Below are 20464 nucleotides of genomic sequence, written 5' to 3'. Positions count from 1 at the left end.
AGGCTGTTTGAAATTTACTTAGAAAGTTGCTATATTATTCAGCTACTTCTTCACCTTGTCTTGCTTCAATTATAGCATCAGCTAATCTTTCAGTTATTAATTTAACTGCTCTTATAGCATCATCATTTCCTGGGATTACATAGTCAACATCATCTGGATCACAGTTTGTATCAACTATTGCTATTACAGGAATTCCCAATGTTTTAGCTTCAAGTATAGCATTTTTTTCTTTTCTTGGATCAACTATAAATAAAGCTCCAATATTCTTAGCATCCATGTTTCTAATTCCGCCAAGGTTCTTTTCTAATTTTTCTCTTTCATTTTTAAGTTGAATAACTTCTTTTTTAGGAAGAACATCAAATGTTCCATCTTCTTCCATTTTATCTAAAGCTTCAAGTCTACCTATTCTTGTTTTAATAGTTCTGAAGTTAGTTAACATTCCACCTAACCATCTGTTGTTTACAAAATGCATGCTTGATCTGATAGCTTCTTCTTGGATAGCTTCTTGAGCTTGCTTTTTAGTTCCAACAAATAATATATCTTTTCCTTCTTCTGATACTGATTTTATGAAATCATATGCTTCATCAATTTTCTTAACTGTTTTTTGTAAGTCAATGATATAGATACCATTTCTCTCAGTGAAGATGTATGGAGCCATTTTAGGGTTCCATCTTCTTGTTTGATGTCCAAAATGAACACCTGCTTCTAATAATTGTTTCATTGAAATAACTGCCATTTTAATATACCTCCTGGTTTTTTCCTCCACTACCATCATTTTTATTAAATACTTCTTAAAGCACCTTTTAATAAATTCAGTAGTGTGTGTATTTTCTTACCTTGTGTATTATATCACATAGAAAATCAATGTTCAACAAATTTATTTCTAAATAACAAGGTTAATTTTAAATTTTTATTATTTAAAATTCTGTTAATACAATAATTATAATTTTTCATAATTAATATATATTAATTCTAGAATTTTAAAAGATATATCCCTGAAACCCGCATGGATAGAACAAATAGTTAACTATTTAACTAGACAACTATTTACCTAGTTAAATAGTTTACATTATAACTGTTTAACTAGACAACTATTTATCCGATGACTACCAACTCTAATACTCCCATCTTCTTCAAAGTGGGAGTAAAGAGTTGGTACGTCCCTGGATAACAATTTCTAACCTTCTGAGGGAGTAAAAACTCCCTCAGAAGCAAAGAACTTTGTTTATATAGTTTCCTAGAAAACTTTTAAAATACATGTGAGTATTGAAAGAATCTTCTTTATTAAAAATAAAAATCCTTTATCAGGATTTTTATTTTTAATATTTTTCTACATATTGTATTAAATTATTTAAGCTTATTTAATTCATCTATTAATTTCTCATTTAGAATCTTTATGTGAGTACCCTTCATTCCTAAAGACCTAGATTCTATAACTCCAGCACTTTCAAACTTTCTAAGAGCATTTACTATAACAGATCTAGTTATTCCAACCTTATCTGCTATTTTAGATGCAACTAAAAGTCCCTCACTACCATCAAGTTCGTTAAATATATGTTCTACAGCTTCTAACTCTGAATAAGATAATGTTCCTATTGCTAATTGAACTATAGCTTTTTTTCTTGCTTCTTCTTCTATTTCATCAGTCTTAGCTCTTAACATTTCCATTCCTACAATAGTACCACTATATTCTGCAATAACTAAATCATCTTCAGTAAACTGGTTAGAAAATCTTGATAACAATAAAGTTCCCAATCTTTCTCTATTCCCATTAATAGGAACTATAGTTGATAGCATATCTTTGAAGTCACATTGAACTTCTCCATTAAATACACAAATACCACTGCTTGGCATATTTGCCTTTGTCTCATCTATATTTAGCAGTTTAGCATTATATTGCTCTGGAAATCTTTTATTTTCAACTACTTGTTCTTTAACTTTATCGCATTCAAATCCATAGGAAAGATTATATCCTAAAACTTTCCCCTTTCTACTAATAACATATACATTACAATCTAACACTTCACTTAGAAGTTCACATATATCATCAAAAACTACTGGTTCTGAACCTGACTTTTGTAAAATCTTATTTAACTTTCTTGTTTTTTCTAATAATGACATCACTATTCCTCCTTCTTCTTTTTTCATTTTTCATAATGCTATTCATCACTGCAACCTTTTAAATAATTCAAAATATTCTTTTCTTTCACAAATTTTAGAATTGTTTCGTTGCCATATACCATCATAACATATAGAATTTATTCTATCAACATGTTTTTTATTAATTTTCGACATATTTAACCTATTTTTAAATTAAATTTTACTTCAAGGTAATTTTTAACTAATATAACCCATTTTATTTATTATCTGTTAACTCCTTATGTTTACATTCTGAGTTAATACATTCTAAATAATCACCTTTTGCTTTGCTATATCTTTTAGCCATTACACTTCCACACTGAGGGCACTTCTTTTCTGTAGGTTCATGCCAACTTACAAAATCGCATTGTGGATAATTTCCACATCCATAAAATATCTTACCTTTTTTGCTTCTCTTTTCTAAAACATTTCCTCCACACTTAGGACACTTTACGTCTAATTCTCTAGCCATGGTCTTTGTATTTTTACACTCTGGATATCCTGGACATGCAAGAAACTCACCAAATCTTCCTTGTTTTATCACCATAAGTCTTCCACATTTATCACATGGTATGTCAGATACCTTATCTTCTATAGTTATCTTAGCTATTTCTTTTTCGGCTATTTCTATAGCTTCCTTTAGTGGTACGAAGAATTCTTCTACTACAGATTTCCAATTAGCATTTCCTTCTTCTATGCTGTCTAGTTTACTTTCCATTTCAGCAGTAAATTCTACATCAACTATTTGTTTAAAATATTCACTAACTATATTATTAACTATGAATCCTAATTCCGTAGGAAGTAATACCTTCTTTTCTCTATCTACATATTTCCTGCTTAATAAGGTGGTAATTGTAGGTGCATAAGTACTCGGTCTACCTATTCCATTTTCCTCTAAAGTTTTAACTAAGGATGCCTCTGAAAATCTTGCTGGAGGTTGAGTAAAATGTTGTTTTCCATCTACAGATTTTTCTATTAACTTTTCATCTGTATTTAAAGTTGGTAATTTTGCATTTCCATCCTCTTCTTCATTATCTGTAGCATAGATTTTAGTAAACCCATCGAATCTCACCTTAAATCCTGAAGCTTTAAATAAATACTCCCCATTGCTTATTGAAATTGATGTAGTATCAATTATTGCAGACTCCATTTGGCTAGCTACGAATCTATTCCAAATTAAAGTGTAGAGCTTTAATTGATCATTGCTTAAGGTTTCCTTAGCAATTTCTGGAGTAATCTCTACATTAGTGGGTCTTATAGCTTCGTGAGCATCTTGTGCTCCCTTCTTACCTTTGTAAGCTCTTTTAACCTTTGGTGCATATTTATCTCCATAGATATTTTTTATAAATTCAAGAGTAGCTCCCTGAGCCTCCTCTGATACTCTTACTGAGTCTGTTCTCATATAAGTAATAAGACCGATAGTTCCATGTCCTTTAATTTCTATACCCTCATACAACTGTTGTGCTGTTGCCATGGTTTTTTTAGTTGAAAAGTTTATTTTTCTATAGGCATCTTGTTGAAGAGTACTAGTAGTAAATGGTGGTAGTGGATTTTTAGATTTAGCTGTATCTTTTATATCTTTAACCACAAATTCACCTTGCTGTACAACTTTTATAATATTATTAGCTTCTTCTTCCTTATTTATAATAATTTTTTTTCCTTTTTTACTATGCAGTTTCACTGTAAAGGTTTTTGTTTCTGCTAATTTAGATACTTTTGCTTCCACAGTCCAATATTCTTCTGGTACAAAAGCTTGAATTTCCTTTTCTCTATCGCATATTATTCTAAGAGCTACAGATTGTACTCTTCCGGCACTTAATCCCCACTTTATTTTTCTCCAAAGTATAGGACTTATCTCATATCCTACTAATCTATCTAATACTCTTCTAGCCTGTTGAGCATCAAATACATTTTCATTTATCTTTCTTGGAGATTTTATGGCATTTTTTACAGCACTTTTTGTGACCTCATTGAACTCTATTCTACATGACTCTTCAGTGTCTATTTTTAATATGTTAGCTAAATGCCAAGATATAGCTTCCCCTTCTCTATCAGGGTCAGTAGCAAGATATATTTTTTCACTTTTTTTAGCTTGCTTCTTAATCTTATCTAAAAGTTCCCCTTTACCTCTAATAGTTATGTATTTTGGTTCATAATTTTTTTCTATATCTACCCCTAACTGACTTTTAGGTAAATCTCTTACATGACCCATAGATGCTTCTACTACATAATTTTTTCCTAAATACTTCTTTATGGTTTTCGCTTTTGCTGGCGACTCAACTATGACTAATTTTTGCCCCATTCTAACCCCTCCATTATAGCTTATAATTTTTTACTTTATTACATATTTATAAGCACCATGCAGATTTCTCATAATCTTTTTATTATATATAAAATTCTACATCCTACTATATTTTAAAATATTATTATCTCATTGCAAGTCATAATATACAAACCTTATTAAATATTTCATAAATTTTTAACTATTTATTAATTCTAACATAAAAGTTTCCACTTAAACATAAAATCTCCTCTTTTACTTGCAACTCAAATAATAACTTATATAATCGATTAATGTCAACATCAACTAATTTAATTATTTTATCAATGTGTATAGGATTATCATCTATAACCTGATATATTCTTTCCTCTAATTTGCTTTTTACAGTAGTTATATTTTTATTATCTATGGAAACCCTAGAAATATTCAATAAATTTAACACATCTTCTATGTCTGTATAAACATAGGCACCATCTTTTATTAATTTATTGGTCCCTTTACTTTCACTGGAGAATATACTCCCTGGCACAACAATTATATTTTTCCCTTGCTCTAAAGCTGCTCCTACAGTAATTAGCGTCCCACTTTTTTCTCCGCCTTCAGTGACAACCAACAATTCACACATACCACTAATAATTCTATTTCTCATTGGAAAATTTCTACTTAAAGGTGGTGTCCCCAAGGGAAACTCACTAATTATACAACCACCGTTTTCTAAAATTTCATGGTAGAGTCTATAGTTTTCTTTAGGATATATAACATCAATTCCACTACCTAAAACTGCAATTGTATTAATGTTGTTCTTTATTGCGGCCCTATGAGCTACAGAATCAATACCTTTAGCCATACCACTTACAATATTTATTTCATAAGGACTTAACTGTTCCACCATACTATTAGTTACGTCTATCCCATATCTAGTACACTTTCTAGAACCCACAATAGAGATATTCTTTTTTTCATTAACCGTTGAAATATTACCCTTGTAAAATATACCAAAAGGTGCATCCTCATACTGCAGTAAACTTATAGGATAATCTATATCATAAATAATACAAATATGTATATCCTTAATGGATTTACATTCTTCAGCAGCCAACTCTTCAATTTTTATATATGACTTTTGAAACTTTTCTACAATTTTTTTAGGCAATAGTGTCATATTATCATTAATCACCATTTTTCTCAAGGTATCAAAATCATGATATTCATCATAAATGTATTTTTTCATATTATTAGATACTTCCGTAGTAATAATCCATAATTTAAATAAATCGACCATCTATACTCTCCTAATTCTTTATATTATATCTTCCCTTATATACTTCCTATATTGAAGTGCTTCAATAATATGATTTTCTTCTATGGATTTATTACCATCTAAATCCGCAATAGTTCTAGCTACTTTTAAAATCCTATTATAAACTCTAGTACTAAGTCCGTATTTTTTGTAGGTATATTCAAGAATCCTATTAGAATCCCCATTAAGCTTACAATACTTTTTTATATGACTAGAAGACATATTGCTATTATATTTTATATGTTCATTCCTAAATCTTTCACTTTGTATCTCCCTTGCTCTTTCTATCCTAATGGCCATAACCTCTGATTTTTCTTCTTTTTTATCACTATTTATAGTCTCATAGGATATGGAATTTACTGGAGTGAAAATATCTATTCTCTCTAATAAAGGTCCAGATAATCTAGATAAATATCTTTTCACTTCACTATCACTACATTTACATAACCTTGTTTCACTTCCATACATCCCACAGTTGCAAGGATTCATAGCTGCCACAAGCATAAAATCCGCTGGATAAGTTATTGTTCCATTTACTCTTGAAATTCTTACCCTCTTATTCTCTAAAGGCTGTCTTAGAACTTGAAGAGCCCTTTTATCAAACTCTAATATTTCATCTATGAATAATACTCCATTGTGAGCTAAAGATACCTCTCCTGCTGAGGGGTTTCTGCCACCACCAATTAAAGCAGTACTAGTAATTGTATGATGAGGATTCCTAAAGGGTCTATTTCCCATTAATCCCTCTTCCTTAAGCTCTCCACTAATACTATATATCTTCGTAACCTCTAGAGCTTCGTCATCGGTAAGAGGCGGCATAATAGAAATAACCCGCTCTGCCAGCATAGTTTTTCCCGATCCTGGAGTTCCATACATAAGTACATTATGATTTCCTGCTACAGCAACCTCCAATGCTCTTTTAGCTGCTTGCTGTCCTATGACATCTTCAAAATCTAATGGACAATTATTATTTTTATACCTTTCTCTACTGGTAAATGTATAGGGTTTTACATCCTTATAAGTAAAAAGATGAATTACCTCACTCAAATTCTTAATAGGATATATATTGGCTTCTTCAATACAAGCACATTCATCTTTATTTTCCATAGGTACTATATAGTTCTTTACACCATGTTTTATACCTTCAATTACAATAGGAAGAGCACCTTTAATTTTATTTACATTTCCATTTAAGGACAACTCACCCATAAATATAAAATTATCTGGCTCTTCTAAGAAAAGTTGATTAGTTGCTAAAAGAATTCCTACAGCTATAGGTAAATCATAGTGTGAGCCTTCCTTGCGTATATGAGCCGGAGCTAAATTTATAGTTATTCTACTAATTGGAAAATCTAAAGAAGAATTGGTTATAGCTGATCTAACTCTATCCTTAGATTCTTTTACAGCAGTATCCCCTAAACCTACAATATTAAAATTAGGTAACCCATAGGTGATATCTACCTCTACATTAATTAATACACCTTCCACTCCAGAAAAGGCTGCAGTCTTTATTTGAATTGACATAATTTCACCCTCTAAATATAAATTTCCAACTTTACTAGTGTAAGTATTGACCATTGAATTTAGAATAAATCAACTTTGTAAAAATTTTAATTAAATCAAAGTTTAGCTTTGGATTATATTGTCTAAAATGTAGACAGAGTTCTTTGCATTAAAGGGAGTTTCAAATGAAGATTTTAAATAAAACTATAGGTAATTATGGAGAAAATCTAGCTAGAGAATATATTGAAAAAAATGGATATATAATATTAGAAGAAAACTTTTTATGTAAGTTAGGGGAAATTGATATTATAGCTAAGGATAATAATTATATTTGCTTTATAGAGGTAAAAACTCGATATAGCAAAAGATACGGTACCCCATTAGAAAGTATCACTAATACTAAGAAAAGAAAATTGTATAAAACTGCACAATATTATATTTGTTTAAAAAATATACATAAATCTTATTTTAGATTTGATGCCATAGAGGTAACACTGATTTCTTCTGGTGAAACCCCTAATATTACACTCATTAAAAATGCTTTCTAAAAAGTAAATACCTGAATAAAAAAGTAATTAGATAACTTTTTTATTCAGGTATTTTTTGTTTTATTAATTATTTGTTAAGTATATTTTTCAGAAAACTTTCTCTATGAATTGGACAGCTACCATGACAAATTATTGCATCTATATGTTCTTTGGTACCATATCCTACATTTTTATCAAAGTGATATTGTGTATATTTTTTACTATATTCTTCCATTAAATTATCTCTATATACTTTAGCTATTATAGAGGCACACGCAATGGCAGCACTTTTAGTGTCTCCTTTAATTACAGCTTCATTTCTAAGGTTAAATTCTCTTATAGTATATCCATCTGATAATACTATATCAGGAGTAACTTTTAGTTCCCCAACAGCCATCTTGAAAATTTCATTGTTACAAAATCCTATGCCTTCTTTATCTATTTCTCTGTTGGTTTTTAGGGCTATAGAATAACTTATTGCTTCTTTTTTTATTATATCACTTAACTCTTCTCTTACTTCTTTAGTTAACTTCTTAGAATCATTTATTCGTAATATTAAATCCCTTGAATTATTGTCAAGAACTACTGCAGCAGCAACTATAGGACCTGCTAAAGGGCCTCTTCCAACCTCATCTACACCAGCTACAATATCATATCCATAGCTTTTATCAAAATCATATAATTTTTCTACTCTAGCATATTCATTTTTATAATGCTCTACATATTTTCTTAGGGTTTCTCCTAAAGCTCTTACATTTTTCCTATGATCATTGTTTAATACTTGATATATAGCTTCATAATCTGCTTCATGGCTACTTACATCTTTTAAGGACATAAACCCACGGACAGAAGATTTTATATCGTTAAATCTCATAGTTTTAATTTCTTTTAAAAAATTTATACTACTCATATTTATTTTCTGTATCAGGTACCTCTAGTGAAATAGGACCTAACTTTCCCCCCCTAAATTCATCTAATAGCATTACAGCTACTCTATTATAATCTATGTTGCCCCCTGAAATTATAGCACCTCTTTTTTTACCTATGTTATCCATATTAGTAAGAGGATTTTCGTCTAATTCTTTAAGCTTATATCTCTCCACTAGCCTTGATCCATGGGTACTTTGAAGTCTTTCTATAAGCTTTAATGCCAATTCCTCAACATCCATTATTTCATCCTTTATAGCTCCAGTAAAGGCTAAATTAAGCCCTACTGTATCGTCTTCAAATTTAGGCCATAAAACTCCTGGAGTATCCATAAGTTCTATACCCATCTTTGTTTTTATCCATTGTTTACTCTTTGTAACACCAGGTCTATCTCCCGTTTTAGCAGCACTGTTTTTTGCCATCCTATTTATAAATGTAGATTTTCCTACGTTAGGGATTCCTACAACCATTACTCTGGTAATAATATTTACTACGCCTTTACTTTTAAGTCTGTCATGCTTCTCTTTTAAAAGCTCTTCTAGAGTGGGTTTAATTTTGTTAAGCCCTGATCCTGTAAGGCAGTTAACAGACAATACTCTAGTTTTATCGTCTGATAATTTATTTACCCACTTCTTTGTTACATATTCTTCACTAAGATCGCTTTTATTAAATAATATTATTCTAGGTTTCTCACTACAGATATCTTCAATATCTGGATTAGAACTTGAATAAGCTATTCTTGCATCACGAATTTCTATTATTGCATCTACTAACTTTAAATTTTCTTTTATTTCTCTTCTGGTCTTTGCCATATGTCCAGGAAACCAGTTTATACTCATTTATCTCACTCCTAAGAATTTTATAATTAGATATATTAAATTAACTATTTTAGTATTCACCACATTTACAATAAATACTTCTATATATGTAATAAAAAAAGGGACTATCTAGCCCCATTTTCTTACATTCTCTCTTTTACTTTAGCAGCCTTACCTACTCTATCTCTTAAGTAGAATAATTTAGCTCTTCTTACTTTTCCTCTTCTAACTACGTCGATTTTTTCTATAACAGGCGTATTTATTGGGAAAGTTTTTTCAACTCCAACTCCTGATGCAAATCTTCTTACTGTAAAAGTTTCTCTAGCTCCACCATTTTGTCTTTTAAGAACGGTACCTTCAAATATTTGAACTCTTTCTTTGTTACCTTCTTTGATTCTGATGTGAACTTTAACTGTATCTCCTACATTGAACTCAGGTAAGTCAGTTCTTAATTGTTCTGCTTCTATAGCTTTTATTATATCTAACATTGTGCATTCCCTCCTAAAATTTATTATGACGTTCTTACTCACATTTGGTGACAGAGGACCGCCCGTACTAGCACAATCCTCATTTTATCACATAATATTTCAATGTGCAATATTATTTATCCTTTTTATGATGATTCTCCAGCAGCTTTTTATCTTCTTTAGTCAGTTCTACATTTTTATATAAGTCCCTTCTTCTCTCCTTTGTAATCAGTAATGATTTAAGCCTTCGCCACTTTCTTACATTTTCGTGATGTCCAGATATTAATACCTCTGGAACTTCATCTCCTTCAAAGGAAAAAGGTCTTGTATATTGAGGATATTCTAATAATCCTTCATAAAAGGATTCTTCTTCATAACTCTCATTACAGGATAAAACTCCTGGTATCATTCTAGCAATACTATCAACTACAGGTATGCAAGCCATTTCTCCCCCTGTTAAAACAAAATCCCCTAGAGAAATTTCCATATCTATATATTTATATACTCGCTCATCTATACCTTCGTAATGACCACATAAAAATATTAACTCCTCCTCTTTGGCAAGTTCTTTACATAACTCTTGATTTAAAGTCTTACCTCTAGGACCTAAAAATATAACTTTTCCTTTATTATTTTCTCTTAGATGTTTTATGGAGTTCACAATGGGTTCTGGGGTCATCACCATGCCTGCTCCACCTCCATAAGGGTAATCATCAACCTTTTTATGTTTATTAGTAGAGAAGTCTCTTATATTAGTAGTATTTATAGATAATATTCCTTTTTCCATAGCATTTCCTATGATACTATGATTAAATACCTGAAACATCTCTGGAAATAAAGTTAATATATCTATCTTCATTATTCAGACCATACCTTCACTGGTTTTATTACAATTTTATTATTTTCTATATCTACTTCTTCTACAATTGTCTTTAAAGCAGGAACTAGCACGTCTTCTTTTCCTTCTGATTTAACCCAATATACATCATTACTTCCCGTTGCAATAACATCATATACTTTTCCTAATTCTTCTCCATCTGTATCATAAACATAACAATCCATTAAATCTGCAACATAGTAGCTACCCTCTGGTAATTTTATAGCATCTTCTCTTTTTACTTGAAGATATTTATTTCTATAAATTTCAGCTTCTTCAATAGAGTCAATTCCTTCTATTTTTAATATAGCTCTATCCTTTTGAAGCTTAACAGATGTAATTTTTATTTCTTTATCATCTATGTATACCTTATCTAAGTCTCTAAATCTTTCTAAGCTATCTGTTAGAGAAAGCACCTTAACTTCTCCTCTTACTCCATGGGGCTTAGTTATCTGCCCAACGCTCATCAATTCCCTCATCATATATCTCCTCACTATTTAATTACTTAATATTATTAACAAAAAAAAAATTTTCATAAACTCTGTTTACCCGATGACTATTAGCTCTAATACTCCCTCCTTATTCTTAAGTCGGCAGTTAAGAGCTACTACGTCCCTGGATAACGATTTCTAAGTATCGAAAATACTGATACTAAGAACTCTGTTTATTATAATAATTCTTTGTAATTCTTGTCAACTACAATATATAAAAAAAATAAGAGCTAGGTATTCCTAACTCTTATATTATTTCTACAACAACTCTTTTATTTTCTTTAATCGCTGCTGCTTTAACAACAGTTCTAATAGACTTAGCTATTCTTCCCTGTTTTCCAATTACTTTCCCCATATCTTCTTCAGCAACCTTTAATTCTAAAATTATAGAATGCTCTCCAGCAATTTCATTTACTTGCACTGAATCAGGGTTATCAACTAATGACCTTGCAATAATTGTAAGTAATTCTTTCATGGATTGCGCCTCCAATCAATTAAACTTTCCTATTTTATTCCTGCATTGTTGAAAAGTCTTTTAACTGTGTCTGTTGGTTGAGCTCCATTTTTTACCCATTTAACTGCTTTCTCTTCATCGATTTTAACAGTTACTGGCTCTGTAGTTGGATTGTAGTATCCAATCTCTTCAACAAATCTTCCATCTCTTGGAGATCTTGAATCAGCAACAACTATTCTGTAGAAAGGAGCTTTTTTAGCACCCATTCTTCTTAATCTTATTTTTACTGCCATTATATTTTCACCTCCTTCAAAGGTTATGTGTATTTGAACTTAGAAAGGTAATTTTCCAAACAAGCCTTTTTTACCAAATTTACCAGCCTTGCCTCCCATGCCCTTCATCTGTTTCATCATTTTTTTCATCATCTCGAAGTCTTTTAAAAGTTTATTCACTGCTTGAATGTTAGAACCTGAACCATCGGCTATTCTCTTCTTTCTAGATGGTGAAGAAGATACTATACTTGGATTTTTTCTTTCCTTGGCAGTCATGGAATGGATTATTGCTTCCATCTTTCCCATGGCCTTTTCACTTTGTGAAAAGTCTACGCCTTTTAATTCCTTTGCATTAAAGCCTGGAATCATTTCAACCAACTTGCCCATAGGTCCTAAATTTTTCATTTGATTCATAGTCTCTAAAAAGTCCTCAAGATTGAATTCTTGATTCATCATTCTGTTACCGAGTTCTGTAGCTTTCTTCTCATCGATAGCTGATTGAGCTTTCTCAATTAAAGAAAGTACATCTCCCATACCAAGTATTCTTGATGCCATTCTCTCTGGGTGGAAGATTTCCAAATCTGTCATCTTCTCTCCCATACCTACATATTTTATAGGTTTTTCAGTGATTGCCTTAATTGATAGTGCAGCACCACCTCTGGTATCACCATCCAACTTGGTAACGATAACTCCTGTAATATCTAGTGTATTATTAAAGGTTTCAGCTACATTTACTGCATCTTGACCTGTCATAGCATCTACAACTAATAAAATTTCTGACGGATTTATTGAAGCTTTTATATCTTCAAGTTCTCCCATCAGCGCTTCATCTATGTGAAGTCTTCCTGCTGTATCCACGATAACTACATTAGCTCCAATGCTCTTAGCATGTTCAATGGAAGCTTTTGAAATATCTACTGGGCTATTTTTATCTCCCATGGTGAATACAGGTACATCTATTGACTTTCCTACAACTTGTAGTTGTTTTATAGCTGCTGGTCTATAAACGTCACAGGCTACTAGTAATGGCTTTTTATTGCTTTTTCTAAGATTTAGAGCCAGCTTTCCTGCCATGGTTGTTTTACCTGCACCTTGGAGACCAACTAACATTATCATTGTTATTCCATTGTTGACAAATTCTATTTTCTTTTCAGTGGTTCCCATTAATTCAGTTAATTCTTCATTAACTATTTTAACTACTTGCTGACCTGGTGTTAAACTTTCCATAACTTGATCACCAAGACATTTTTCACTGACAGACTTTACAAAGTTTTTAACAACCTTATAATTTACATCGGCTTCTAAAAGAGCAAGTTTTACTTCTCTCATAGCCTCTTTAATATCTTTCTCTGAAAGCTTACCTTTACCCTTTAGCTTTTTTATGGTCTCTTGTAATTTGGAAGATAGTCCTTCAAAAGCCATATGAAAACCTCCTATACATTCTCTTCTATATCTTTAATTATATGGTCTATTTCTTTTTTTATATTTTCTTCAGAAGTAGTACCTTTTAATTCTTCTAATTTGTTAATAATTTCAGTCTTAGAGTTTTCTATAGCTAAGGTTTTTTTCATTAAGTGAAGTTTACTTTCATACTCTTCTAAAAGATTACCACATCTTTTAATTAAGTCATGAATTGCTTGCCTACTAGTATTATTAACTTCTGCTATTTCTGATAGAGATAAGTCATTATTATAATATAAATCCATAATATCTCTTTGTTTATCAGTAAGTAATGAGTTATAAAAATCTAGTAAAATTGATATTTCAACTCTTTTTTCCATATAATCACCCAACTCACAAAACTTATATTAACAAATTAATTTTAAGCTGTCAAGTATTTTTACTTAACAGTTAAAATAAAGCTTCTACAAAATCTCTAGAATTAAATTCTTGAAGATCATCTATACCTTCCCCTACTCCTATATATCTAACTGGAATATTTAAAGTATGTTTTATAGAGATAACTATACCACCCTTAGCTGTACCATCTAGCTTTGTTAGAATTATACCATCTATAGGACATACCTCCATAAATTGTTTTGCTTGAATAACTGCATTTTGTCCAGTAGTAGCATCTAAAACTAATAAAGTTTCCTTTTTAGCTTCTCCATACTCTCTATCGATAACTCTATTAATCTTTCCAAGTTCATCCATAAGATTTTTCTTATTATGAAGTCTACCTGCAGTATCACAAATTAACACATCAACTTTTCTAGCCTTTGCAGCCTGTACTGCATCGTATATAACAGCTGCTGGATCTGAACCTTCTTGATGTTTTATCATATCCACATTAGCTCTATTACTCCAAACTTCTAATTGATCTATAGCTGCTGCTCTAAAAGTATCTGCTGCTGCTAATAAAACCTTATAATTATTATTTTTTATTCTAGCAGCCATTTTTCCAATGGATGTAGTTTTTCCTACTCCATTAACACCAATGACTAATCTTACTTCTGGTGTTGATTCAGGTATTATTGAGGTTTCATAGTCTCCTAGCATATCCATAATTATAGATTTCATAGCTGGAAGTATCTCTTCAGTATCATTGATTCTTTCAGAAACAACCTTTTTCCTAAGCCTTTCAATAATTTCTACTGAGGTTTCTACCCCTATATCACTAGTTATTAATACTTCTTCTAGTTCTTCATATAAATCATCATCTATTGTAACTGCAAGTTTTAATACTTGAGTCACTGCATCATTTATAGTATTTCTAGTTTTGCTAAGCCCCTGTTTTAACTTATCAAAAAATCCTCCAAACATATTAAGCCTCCTTATTTCTTATTAAATTCCATGGATACTACCTTAGATACACCCTTTTCTTCCATAGTAACTCCATAAATCATATCACTGGTTTCCATGGTTCCTTTTCTGTGAGTTATTACTATGAATTGTATGTTCTCAGAGAATTTTTTTAAAAATTCTCCATATCTAAGTACATTAGCATCATCTAACGCTGCCTCAATCTCATCTAGTATACAGAATGGAGTTGGCTTCATCTTTAGTATTGCAAATAGTAGTGCAATGGCTGATAAAACCTTCTCTCCTCCTGAAAGTAGATTTATATTTTGAAGTTTTTTTCCTGGTGGCTCTACATCTATTTCAATCTTACAAGTTAGCTCATCATCACCTTGAAGACTTAAATCAGCACTTCCACCCTTAAATAACTCCTTAAAAGTCTCATTGAAGTAAATCCTGAGCTGCTTAAAATTCTCCATAAACACATCTCTCATCTTTTCAGTTATCTCGCCTATGAATTCAATTATTTCTTCCTTAGACTTAACTAAATCTTCCCTCTGTGTGCTCATAAAAGTATACTTTTCATTTACTTCTTTAAATTCTTCTATGGCTCCTAGGTTAACTACTCCAAGAGCAGTTATTCTCTTTTTCAATTCTGCAACTTCATTCTTTAATATAGCTATATCATAACCCTCTAGTTTAAAACTTAATCCTTCTGCAAAGGTAAGATTATACTCTTCATTAAGCTTCTTCAATAGAACTTCTTCTTCTGATTCAATTTTAGCCAAAGAAATCTGATTTTTATGAATTTCTTTTTCTAGTTTATCTAATTGTAAATCAATATCTTCAATTTTTGAAGTTATAACTGGAATTTTATCTTTTATCTTTAACTTTTCTACTTGGGTTTCTTCAAAAAACTGCTCTAACTCCTTAAGTAACTTAATAATTTCCTTAGTATTTTCAGTACTTTTAGATATGTTTATTCTATATTCTTCCTTAGCTAAAGTGGATGTTTCTATATTTTTCAAATTGCTTTCAATTAGCCTTTTCTCAATATCTACTGCCTGGGTCATCCTATCTAATTCTTGAATATTATTACTTATAACTTCTAAAAGCTTTGCTTTATTTATTTTTATAGAGGTTAATTCATCTTTAATGGCATCTATATATAAATTTTTGCCTTTAGTTTTATTGTTATGCTCATCATATTGACCTTCTAATTCAATTACTTTATCTTTAAGCTCAGTTAATTCCTGCTGTGAAAAAGTTAATTTAGCTTTTAAGGCTTTAATTTTCTCCTCTTCCTTACCCAGATTTTCGCTAGCTTTTTGAAGTTCTCTTTTGTTTCTTAGTTCCTCTTCTGTAACCCTGGATATTTCACCCTTAATCTTTGTTATATTAATACTCTCGTAATGTATTTCATCTCTTAAGTTAAGACCTCTATCATCTAGTTCTTTAATCTTAACATTAACTGATGTTATTTCTTCATTTTTAAGAGCAACTACTCCGTGACTTTCTTCTACTTCCTCAGTTAATTTTTCAATTTCTCTCTTTCTACCAATTACGTTAGCATTTTTAGAATAACTTCCTCCCGTTAGTGATCCCCCTGGATTAAAGACTTCTCCATCTAAGGTAACAATTCTATATTTATAGCCACAAACTTTAGATATATGTAGTCCATTATCCATAGTATCACATACAAGAGTTTTGCCTAAAACCTGATCGATTACACCCTTAAATTTATCTTCAAATTCTATAAGTTCACTAGCTATGCCTATATATCCCTTAGTATCCCTTACAGTTTTATCTACCACTAGGTTCTTACCCTTTACTATATTTATAGGCATAAAGGTTGCTCTTCCTATTTTACTACTTTTCAAGTAATTAATAAGATTTTTTGCTATGTGTTCATCCTTGGTGACAATATTAGATATGCTAGCTCCCATAGCAATCTCTATTGCTCTTTCAAACCGCTCTGGAACCTTTATTATATCTCCGAGTACATAGCAATCCTCATTTGCTTTATACTCTTTACTATTCTCTATGTGTTGCATTAAAAGTTTTACAGATCTATTGTATCCTTCATAGGAATTCTCTAAAGTTACTAAAGCATTTAGTCTAGCTTCTTTATTTCCTTGCTCTCTCAATATTTCTTTTAATTTTTTCTCTAAGATCTCTAAGTCATGCTTACACTTAGATAGTTTTTTTCTATTTTCCTTAACTTCCTCTTCATATTTCTCAATATTAATACTAGCCTTATTCTCTTCTTCTATTAAATGATTCTTGGTCTTGTTATTTATTAATATAGAATTTTTAAAAGTTTGAACATCTAATATTAAGTTTTCTACATTTCCACTACTAATTTCGATATTATTTTTTAAAATATCTATTTCGCTAGTTTTAGAATTAATATTATTATAATACTTAAATTTTATCTCTTCTAATTCCTTCAATCTATTATTATCACTAGTTACACTATTTAATACATTTGTTAATTCTAATTGTTTTTTTTCTATTTTATTATTTATGTCTAATTCTTCTTCTTTTAAGGCAGCAATACTTTTTCTTTGATTTTCTATTTTCAAATACGCCTCTTCAAGATATTGATTTTTTTGCAGTATTTCACTGTTTAATCTATTTATACTGTCTTCTAAATGTAATATTTTTTCTTCAAAGAGTTTAACTTCTCCAATTACTCCTTGATGTTTATTTTGACTTTCATAATAAATCTTTTTCTTTTCTTCTAAAATATTATTTAAAGCTTCTAGCTCTTCATTATTATTTTCATAAGCTAGTTTTAATTCATATTTTTCTTTCTTTAAGGTTTCTATATCTGTAGTTACAGCATTTATTGTGTTGTTGTATCTATCTATGTTAATTTTAGTTTTTTCCAAAAAATCTATGATTATATTAACTTCCTTTACTTTTATCTCTTCAGAAGCTTCTAAAAATATTTTGGCTTTTTCACAATCTTCTTCTAAGGATGGAAGCCTTTCTTCATAGGTAGAAATAATATCATTTATTCTAATAAGATTTTGCTCCGTGTTATCTAGTTTCCTTTCAGCCTCTTCTTTTCTTGTTTTATATTTTACTATACCTGCAGCCTCTTCTAATAACTTTCTTCTATCCTCTGACTTAGCACTTAAAATTGCATCAATTTTACCTTGTCCTATTAAGGAATATCCTTCCTTACCTATACCTGTATCCATAAATAAGGCTTGTACATCCTTTAATCTACACACAGTATTATTTATTAAATACTCACTTTCACCTGATCTATATAATCTTCTTGCAACGGTTACCTGAGAATAGGCTATATCTAAGTCGGAATCACTATTATCTAAAGTAAGAGAAACTTGAGCAAGCCCTACAGGTTTTCTATATTGAGTACCTGCAAAGATTACATCTTCCATTTTATCTCCTCTAAGATTCCTAATACTTTGTTCACCCAGCACCCACCTTACAGCATCTGAGATATTACTTTTTCCACTTCCATTGGGACCTACAACTACAGTTACACCCTTTTTAAATGTAAGCTCTGTCTTATCTGCAAAGGATTTGAATCCTCTTATTTCGATAGATTTTAAGAACATCTATTCACACTCCTAAGCTCCTAAGATTATAGGTAAAATAAGTACTGCAGCCATAGCAATGCATATACAAGTAGTTATTATTTTTATATACTTTTCTCTTTTTTTCTTAGTCATCCTCATAAAATCCACTCCTAACTTTAATTTAAAGAAAATATCCTATAATCTTCCTAGGATACTTAAAATATATATTTACTTTAGCCTATATAATCAAAAGTTTTATTGATATTTAAGTTTAAAATAATCCTTCTGATTAATTATATCTAACTTTGTACCATTATAAAACCCTATGGAAGACTTTCCTATATTTCTTTCTTGAGTTACAAATATTTCTTTACTCTTTAATTTTTTTAGAAGCAGATTAAAATATTGCTTTTTATTAGAATAAAGCTTAGATATATCTTTAGGATTTATATATATTTTGTACTTATCCATTTCTTTATCTTTATAGTAATCATAAATCATATCACAGTAGACACTACTCTCCACCAGCTCTCTAAAAGCAGGATGAAAAGGTCCATCTACCACATCTCCATCAGCACTAATCTCCTCTGTAGGTTGAAGTCCAATTCGAATAACCTTTATATCATTACCCTCCATCATTCCATAGACTATCTTACTTATATCTACAGCTTCCTCTAAAGTATATGGTTTATATAGGCCTTCCCTTAAGAGCTTTTCCATAGGAGTTTCCTTAATAACTAGGGATGGGTATATCCTACAGATATCTGGATTCATAGAAATACTTTTTCTTGTAGTTTCAATATCCTTCTCTCTTGTATCTCCTGGGAGTCCTAGCATGATTTGATGCCCTAAGGTAAATCCATATTCTTTTATTAATTTCGACGCCTTCTCCACATCTTCTGAACTATGCCCTCTTCCTGATTTATGTAAAACTTCTTCATCTAAAGATTGAACTCCTAATTCTATAATATCTACATCAAAACTTTTTAGGTGGTCTAAAATCTCTTGGTCTATATAATCTGGTCTTGTGGACAATCTTATAAATTTAATCTTTCCTATTTTTTTATAGTTTTGAGCTACTGATAATAGTTCTCTTTGGATGCACATATTAATTCCTGTAAAAGTACCACCGAAAAATGATACCTCAATTATAGCATCACTACTATCTATAGTTTCTAAATAGTCCTCTATGGTTTTTTTTACATAAGCACCGTCTACATTTCCTGCGCTACCTGCTGACCCTGCATCTCCTGTAATACTATCCTGATTACAAAACACGCAAGTATGAGGACACCCTATATGAGGCACAAATATAGGTATAATATAATGATTTTTACTCACTAATATCACCCCTCTTAATTAAAACTTCCCTAGCGGCCATTTGTTCAGCTTCTTTCTTACTATACCCTGAGCCACTTCCTTTAGCTTCTCCATTAATCAAAACCTTCACAAAAAATTCTCTTCTATGAGGTGGTCCTTCAAAATTAATAAGAGAATAAGAAATATCTACATCTCCATTCTTTTGTAATATTTCTTGAAGCTTTGTCTTATAGTCTAAAATTATCTCATTTTTAACTGCTTTAATAATAATCGAGTTAAAGTTTTTAAGGACAAATTCCTTAGTTACTAAAAGTCCTTCATCTAAGTATACTGCAGCAATAATAGCTTCTACAGCATCAGCTAAAATTGATACTCTAGTTCTACCACCGGTTAATTCTTCACCTTTACTCATATAAATGTATTTTCCTAGTTCCCACTTCTTAGCTATTTCAAATAAAGAATTTTCACATACAATTAAAGCTCTTACCTTAGTAAGGTATCCTTCTGTTTCATCTATGTGATTAGTAAATAAATATTCAGATATAATTAATTCTAAAACTGTATCTCCTAAAAACTCTAATCGTTCATTGAAGGCAGTGTTTCTTTCATTAGCATAAGAACTATGAGTTATTGCTGTTTGTAATAAATTTAAATCTTTAAAGTCAATACCTAATTTATTTTTTAATTCTAATGTACTTTTTAATATTTTCATCTTTTTACCTCTTTCGCCAAGGTTTATTCTTCAATTTATCTAAATAACCTACCAACTTAATATTATTATTCAAGTAAATAAAC

General features: G+C 30.5%; 19 protein-coding genes. 1 reads left to right on the top strand and 18 read right to left on the bottom strand.

Annotated elements, in window-relative coordinates; genetic code table 11:
* Positions 1-34: 34 nt before the first annotated feature.
* The 5 genes from rpsB to IO99_RS09495 form a co-directional block, all read right to left on the bottom strand.
* The gene (gene rpsB / locus IO99_RS09515) at positions 35-736 is read right to left on the bottom strand and encodes a 30S ribosomal protein S2 (protein ID WP_035132782.1); all 702 of its coding nucleotides are present in this window, start codon (positions 734-736) and stop codon (positions 35-37) included.
* 611 nt (positions 737-1347) lie between these two features.
* Positions 1348-2124 carry a GTP-sensing pleiotropic transcriptional regulator CodY gene (gene codY, locus IO99_RS09510; RefSeq protein ID WP_035132780.1) on the bottom strand — a complete coding sequence of 259 codons (777 nt, stop codon included), beginning with the start codon at positions 2122-2124 and terminating at the stop codon, positions 1348-1350.
* Positions 2125-2356: 232 nt separating this feature from the next.
* Positions 2357-4441, bottom strand: a complete 2085-nt coding sequence (gene topA / locus IO99_RS09505) for a type I DNA topoisomerase (RefSeq protein ID WP_035132778.1) — start codon at positions 4439-4441, stop codon at positions 2357-2359.
* A 181-nt stretch (positions 4442-4622) separates the two neighbouring features.
* Positions 4623-5702, bottom strand: a complete 1080-nt coding sequence (gene dprA / locus IO99_RS09500) for a DNA-processing protein DprA (RefSeq protein WP_035132775.1) — start codon at positions 5700-5702, stop codon at positions 4623-4625.
* 18 nt (positions 5703-5720) lie between these two features.
* A complete protein-coding gene (locus tag IO99_RS09495; protein ID WP_035132773.1) occupies positions 5721-7244 on the bottom strand; it encodes a YifB family Mg chelatase-like AAA ATPase in 1524 nt (507 codons plus the stop codon).
* Positions 7245-7408: 164 nt separating this feature from the next.
* On the opposite strand from IO99_RS09495, the gene IO99_RS09490 reads away from it, so the two are divergent.
* Positions 7409-7771, top strand: a complete 363-nt coding sequence (locus IO99_RS09490; RefSeq protein ID WP_035132772.1) for a YraN family protein — start codon at positions 7409-7411, stop codon at positions 7769-7771.
* A gap of 67 nt (positions 7772-7838) precedes the next feature.
* On the opposite strand, the gene IO99_RS09485 is transcribed toward IO99_RS09490, so the two are convergent.
* From IO99_RS09485 to rnc, 13 genes are all read right to left on the bottom strand, one after another.
* Positions 7839-8585 (bottom strand): ribonuclease HII, encoded by a 747-nt coding sequence (locus IO99_RS09485; protein WP_423219423.1) that lies wholly within the window; start codon positions 8583-8585, stop codon positions 7839-7841.
* 67 nt (positions 8586-8652) lie between these two features.
* Positions 8653-9516: a ribosome biogenesis GTPase YlqF gene (gene ylqF, locus IO99_RS09480; protein WP_035132769.1), complete on the bottom strand. Its 864-nt coding sequence runs from the start codon at positions 9514-9516 to the stop codon at positions 8653-8655.
* Positions 9517-9638: 122 nt separating this feature from the next.
* Positions 9639-9983: a 50S ribosomal protein L19 gene (gene rplS, locus IO99_RS09475; protein ID WP_035132767.1), complete on the bottom strand. Its 345-nt coding sequence runs from the start codon at positions 9981-9983 to the stop codon at positions 9639-9641.
* A 112-nt stretch (positions 9984-10095) separates the two neighbouring features.
* Positions 10096-10821 carry a tRNA (guanosine(37)-N1)-methyltransferase TrmD gene (gene trmD / locus IO99_RS09470; RefSeq protein WP_035132765.1) on the bottom strand — a complete coding sequence of 242 codons (726 nt, stop codon included), beginning with the start codon at positions 10819-10821 and terminating at the stop codon, positions 10096-10098.
* Positions 10821-11318 carry a ribosome maturation factor RimM gene (rimM, locus tag IO99_RS09465; RefSeq protein ID WP_035132763.1) on the bottom strand — a complete coding sequence of 166 codons (498 nt, stop codon included), beginning with the start codon at positions 11316-11318 and terminating at the stop codon, positions 10821-10823. The genes trmD and rimM overlap by 1 nt, the downstream gene beginning before the upstream one ends.
* A 259-nt stretch (positions 11319-11577) precedes the next feature.
* Entirely contained in the window at positions 11578-11805 is a 228-nt protein-coding gene (locus IO99_RS09460; RefSeq protein ID WP_035132761.1) for a KH domain-containing protein, read from the bottom strand.
* Positions 11806-11834: 29 nt separating this feature from the next.
* Entirely contained in the window at positions 11835-12077 is a 243-nt protein-coding gene (rpsP, locus tag IO99_RS09455; RefSeq protein ID WP_035132758.1) for a 30S ribosomal protein S16, read from the bottom strand.
* Between the two features lie 39 nt (positions 12078-12116).
* Positions 12117-13478 carry a signal recognition particle protein gene (gene ffh / locus IO99_RS09450; RefSeq protein ID WP_035132755.1) on the bottom strand — a complete coding sequence of 454 codons (1362 nt, stop codon included), beginning with the start codon at positions 13476-13478 and terminating at the stop codon, positions 12117-12119.
* 11 nt (positions 13479-13489) lie between these two features.
* Complete coding sequence (locus IO99_RS09445) at positions 13490-13837, bottom strand: putative DNA-binding protein (RefSeq protein ID WP_035132753.1); 348 nt, start codon at positions 13835-13837, stop codon at positions 13490-13492.
* 70 nt (positions 13838-13907) lie between these two features.
* The gene (gene ftsY, locus IO99_RS09440) at positions 13908-14819 is read right to left on the bottom strand and encodes a signal recognition particle-docking protein FtsY (protein WP_035132751.1); all 912 of its coding nucleotides are present in this window, start codon (positions 14817-14819) and stop codon (positions 13908-13910) included.
* Between the two features lie 11 nt (positions 14820-14830).
* Positions 14831-18388, bottom strand: a complete 3558-nt coding sequence (gene smc, locus IO99_RS09435; RefSeq protein WP_035132749.1) for a chromosome segregation protein SMC — start codon at positions 18386-18388, stop codon at positions 14831-14833.
* A gap of 216 nt (positions 18389-18604) precedes the next feature.
* Positions 18605-19690: an elongator complex protein 3 gene (locus IO99_RS09430; RefSeq protein ID WP_035132747.1), complete on the bottom strand. Its 1086-nt coding sequence runs from the start codon at positions 19688-19690 to the stop codon at positions 18605-18607.
* On the bottom strand, positions 19683-20381 hold the full coding sequence (rnc, locus tag IO99_RS09425) for a ribonuclease III (RefSeq protein WP_035132745.1): 699 nt from the start codon (positions 20379-20381) through the stop codon (positions 19683-19685). Before rnc ends, IO99_RS09430 begins: the two co-directional genes overlap by 8 nt.
* Positions 20382-20464 lie beyond the last annotated feature (83 nt).

It is taken from the genome of Clostridium sulfidigenes (assembly GCF_000732635.1).
GTDB lineage: Bacteria > Bacillota > Clostridia > Clostridiales > Clostridiaceae > Clostridium_J > Clostridium_J sulfidigenes.
Note: the sequence above shows the minus strand (reverse complement) of the source record. Positions and strands in the feature narration are given on the sequence as shown.

Excerpts from the sequence above, each read along its gene's own strand:
- rpsB (WP_035132782.1), bottom strand. The coding sequence starts at position 736 with ATGGCAGTTATTTCAATGAAACAATTATTAGAAGCAGGTGTTCATTTT.
- topA (WP_035132778.1), bottom strand. The coding sequence starts at position 4,441 with ATGGGGCAAAAATTAGTCATAGTTGAGTCGCCAGCAAAAGCGAAAACC.
- dprA (WP_035132775.1), bottom strand. The coding sequence starts at position 5,702 with ATGGTCGATTTATTTAAATTATGGATTATTACTACGGAAGTATCTAAT.
- IO99_RS09495 (WP_035132773.1), bottom strand. The coding sequence starts at position 7,244 with ATGTCAATTCAAATAAAGACTGCAGCCTTTTCTGGAGTGGAAGGTGTA.
- IO99_RS09490 (WP_035132772.1), top strand. The coding sequence starts at position 7,409 with ATGAAGATTTTAAATAAAACTATAGGTAATTATGGAGAAAATCTAGCT.
- IO99_RS09485 (WP_423219423.1), bottom strand. The coding sequence starts at position 8,585 with ATGTCCTTAAAAGATGTAAGTAGCCATGAAGCAGATTATGAAGCTATA.
- ylqF (WP_035132769.1), bottom strand. The coding sequence starts at position 9,516 with ATGAGTATAAACTGGTTTCCTGGACATATGGCAAAGACCAGAAGAGAA.
- rplS (WP_035132767.1), bottom strand. The coding sequence starts at position 9,983 with ATGTTAGATATAATAAAAGCTATAGAAGCAGAACAATTAAGAACTGAC.
- trmD (WP_035132765.1), bottom strand. The coding sequence starts at position 10,821 with ATGAAGATAGATATATTAACTTTATTTCCAGAGATGTTTCAGGTATTT.
- rimM (WP_035132763.1), bottom strand. The coding sequence starts at position 11,318 with ATGAGGGAATTGATGAGCGTTGGGCAGATAACTAAGCCCCATGGAGTA.
- IO99_RS09460 (WP_035132761.1), bottom strand. The coding sequence starts at position 11,805 with ATGAAAGAATTACTTACAATTATTGCAAGGTCATTAGTTGATAACCCT.
- rpsP (WP_035132758.1), bottom strand. The coding sequence starts at position 12,077 with ATGGCAGTAAAAATAAGATTAAGAAGAATGGGTGCTAAAAAAGCTCCT.
- ffh (WP_035132755.1), bottom strand. The coding sequence starts at position 13,478 with ATGGCTTTTGAAGGACTATCTTCCAAATTACAAGAGACCATAAAAAAG.
- IO99_RS09445 (WP_035132753.1), bottom strand. The coding sequence starts at position 13,837 with ATGGAAAAAAGAGTTGAAATATCAATTTTACTAGATTTTTATAACTCA.
- ftsY (WP_035132751.1), bottom strand. The coding sequence starts at position 14,819 with ATGTTTGGAGGATTTTTTGATAAGTTAAAACAGGGGCTTAGCAAAACT.
- smc (WP_035132749.1), bottom strand. The coding sequence starts at position 18,388 with ATGTTCTTAAAATCTATCGAAATAAGAGGATTCAAATCCTTTGCAGAT.
- rnc (WP_035132745.1), bottom strand. The coding sequence starts at position 20,381 with ATGAAAATATTAAAAAGTACATTAGAATTAAAAAATAAATTAGGTATT.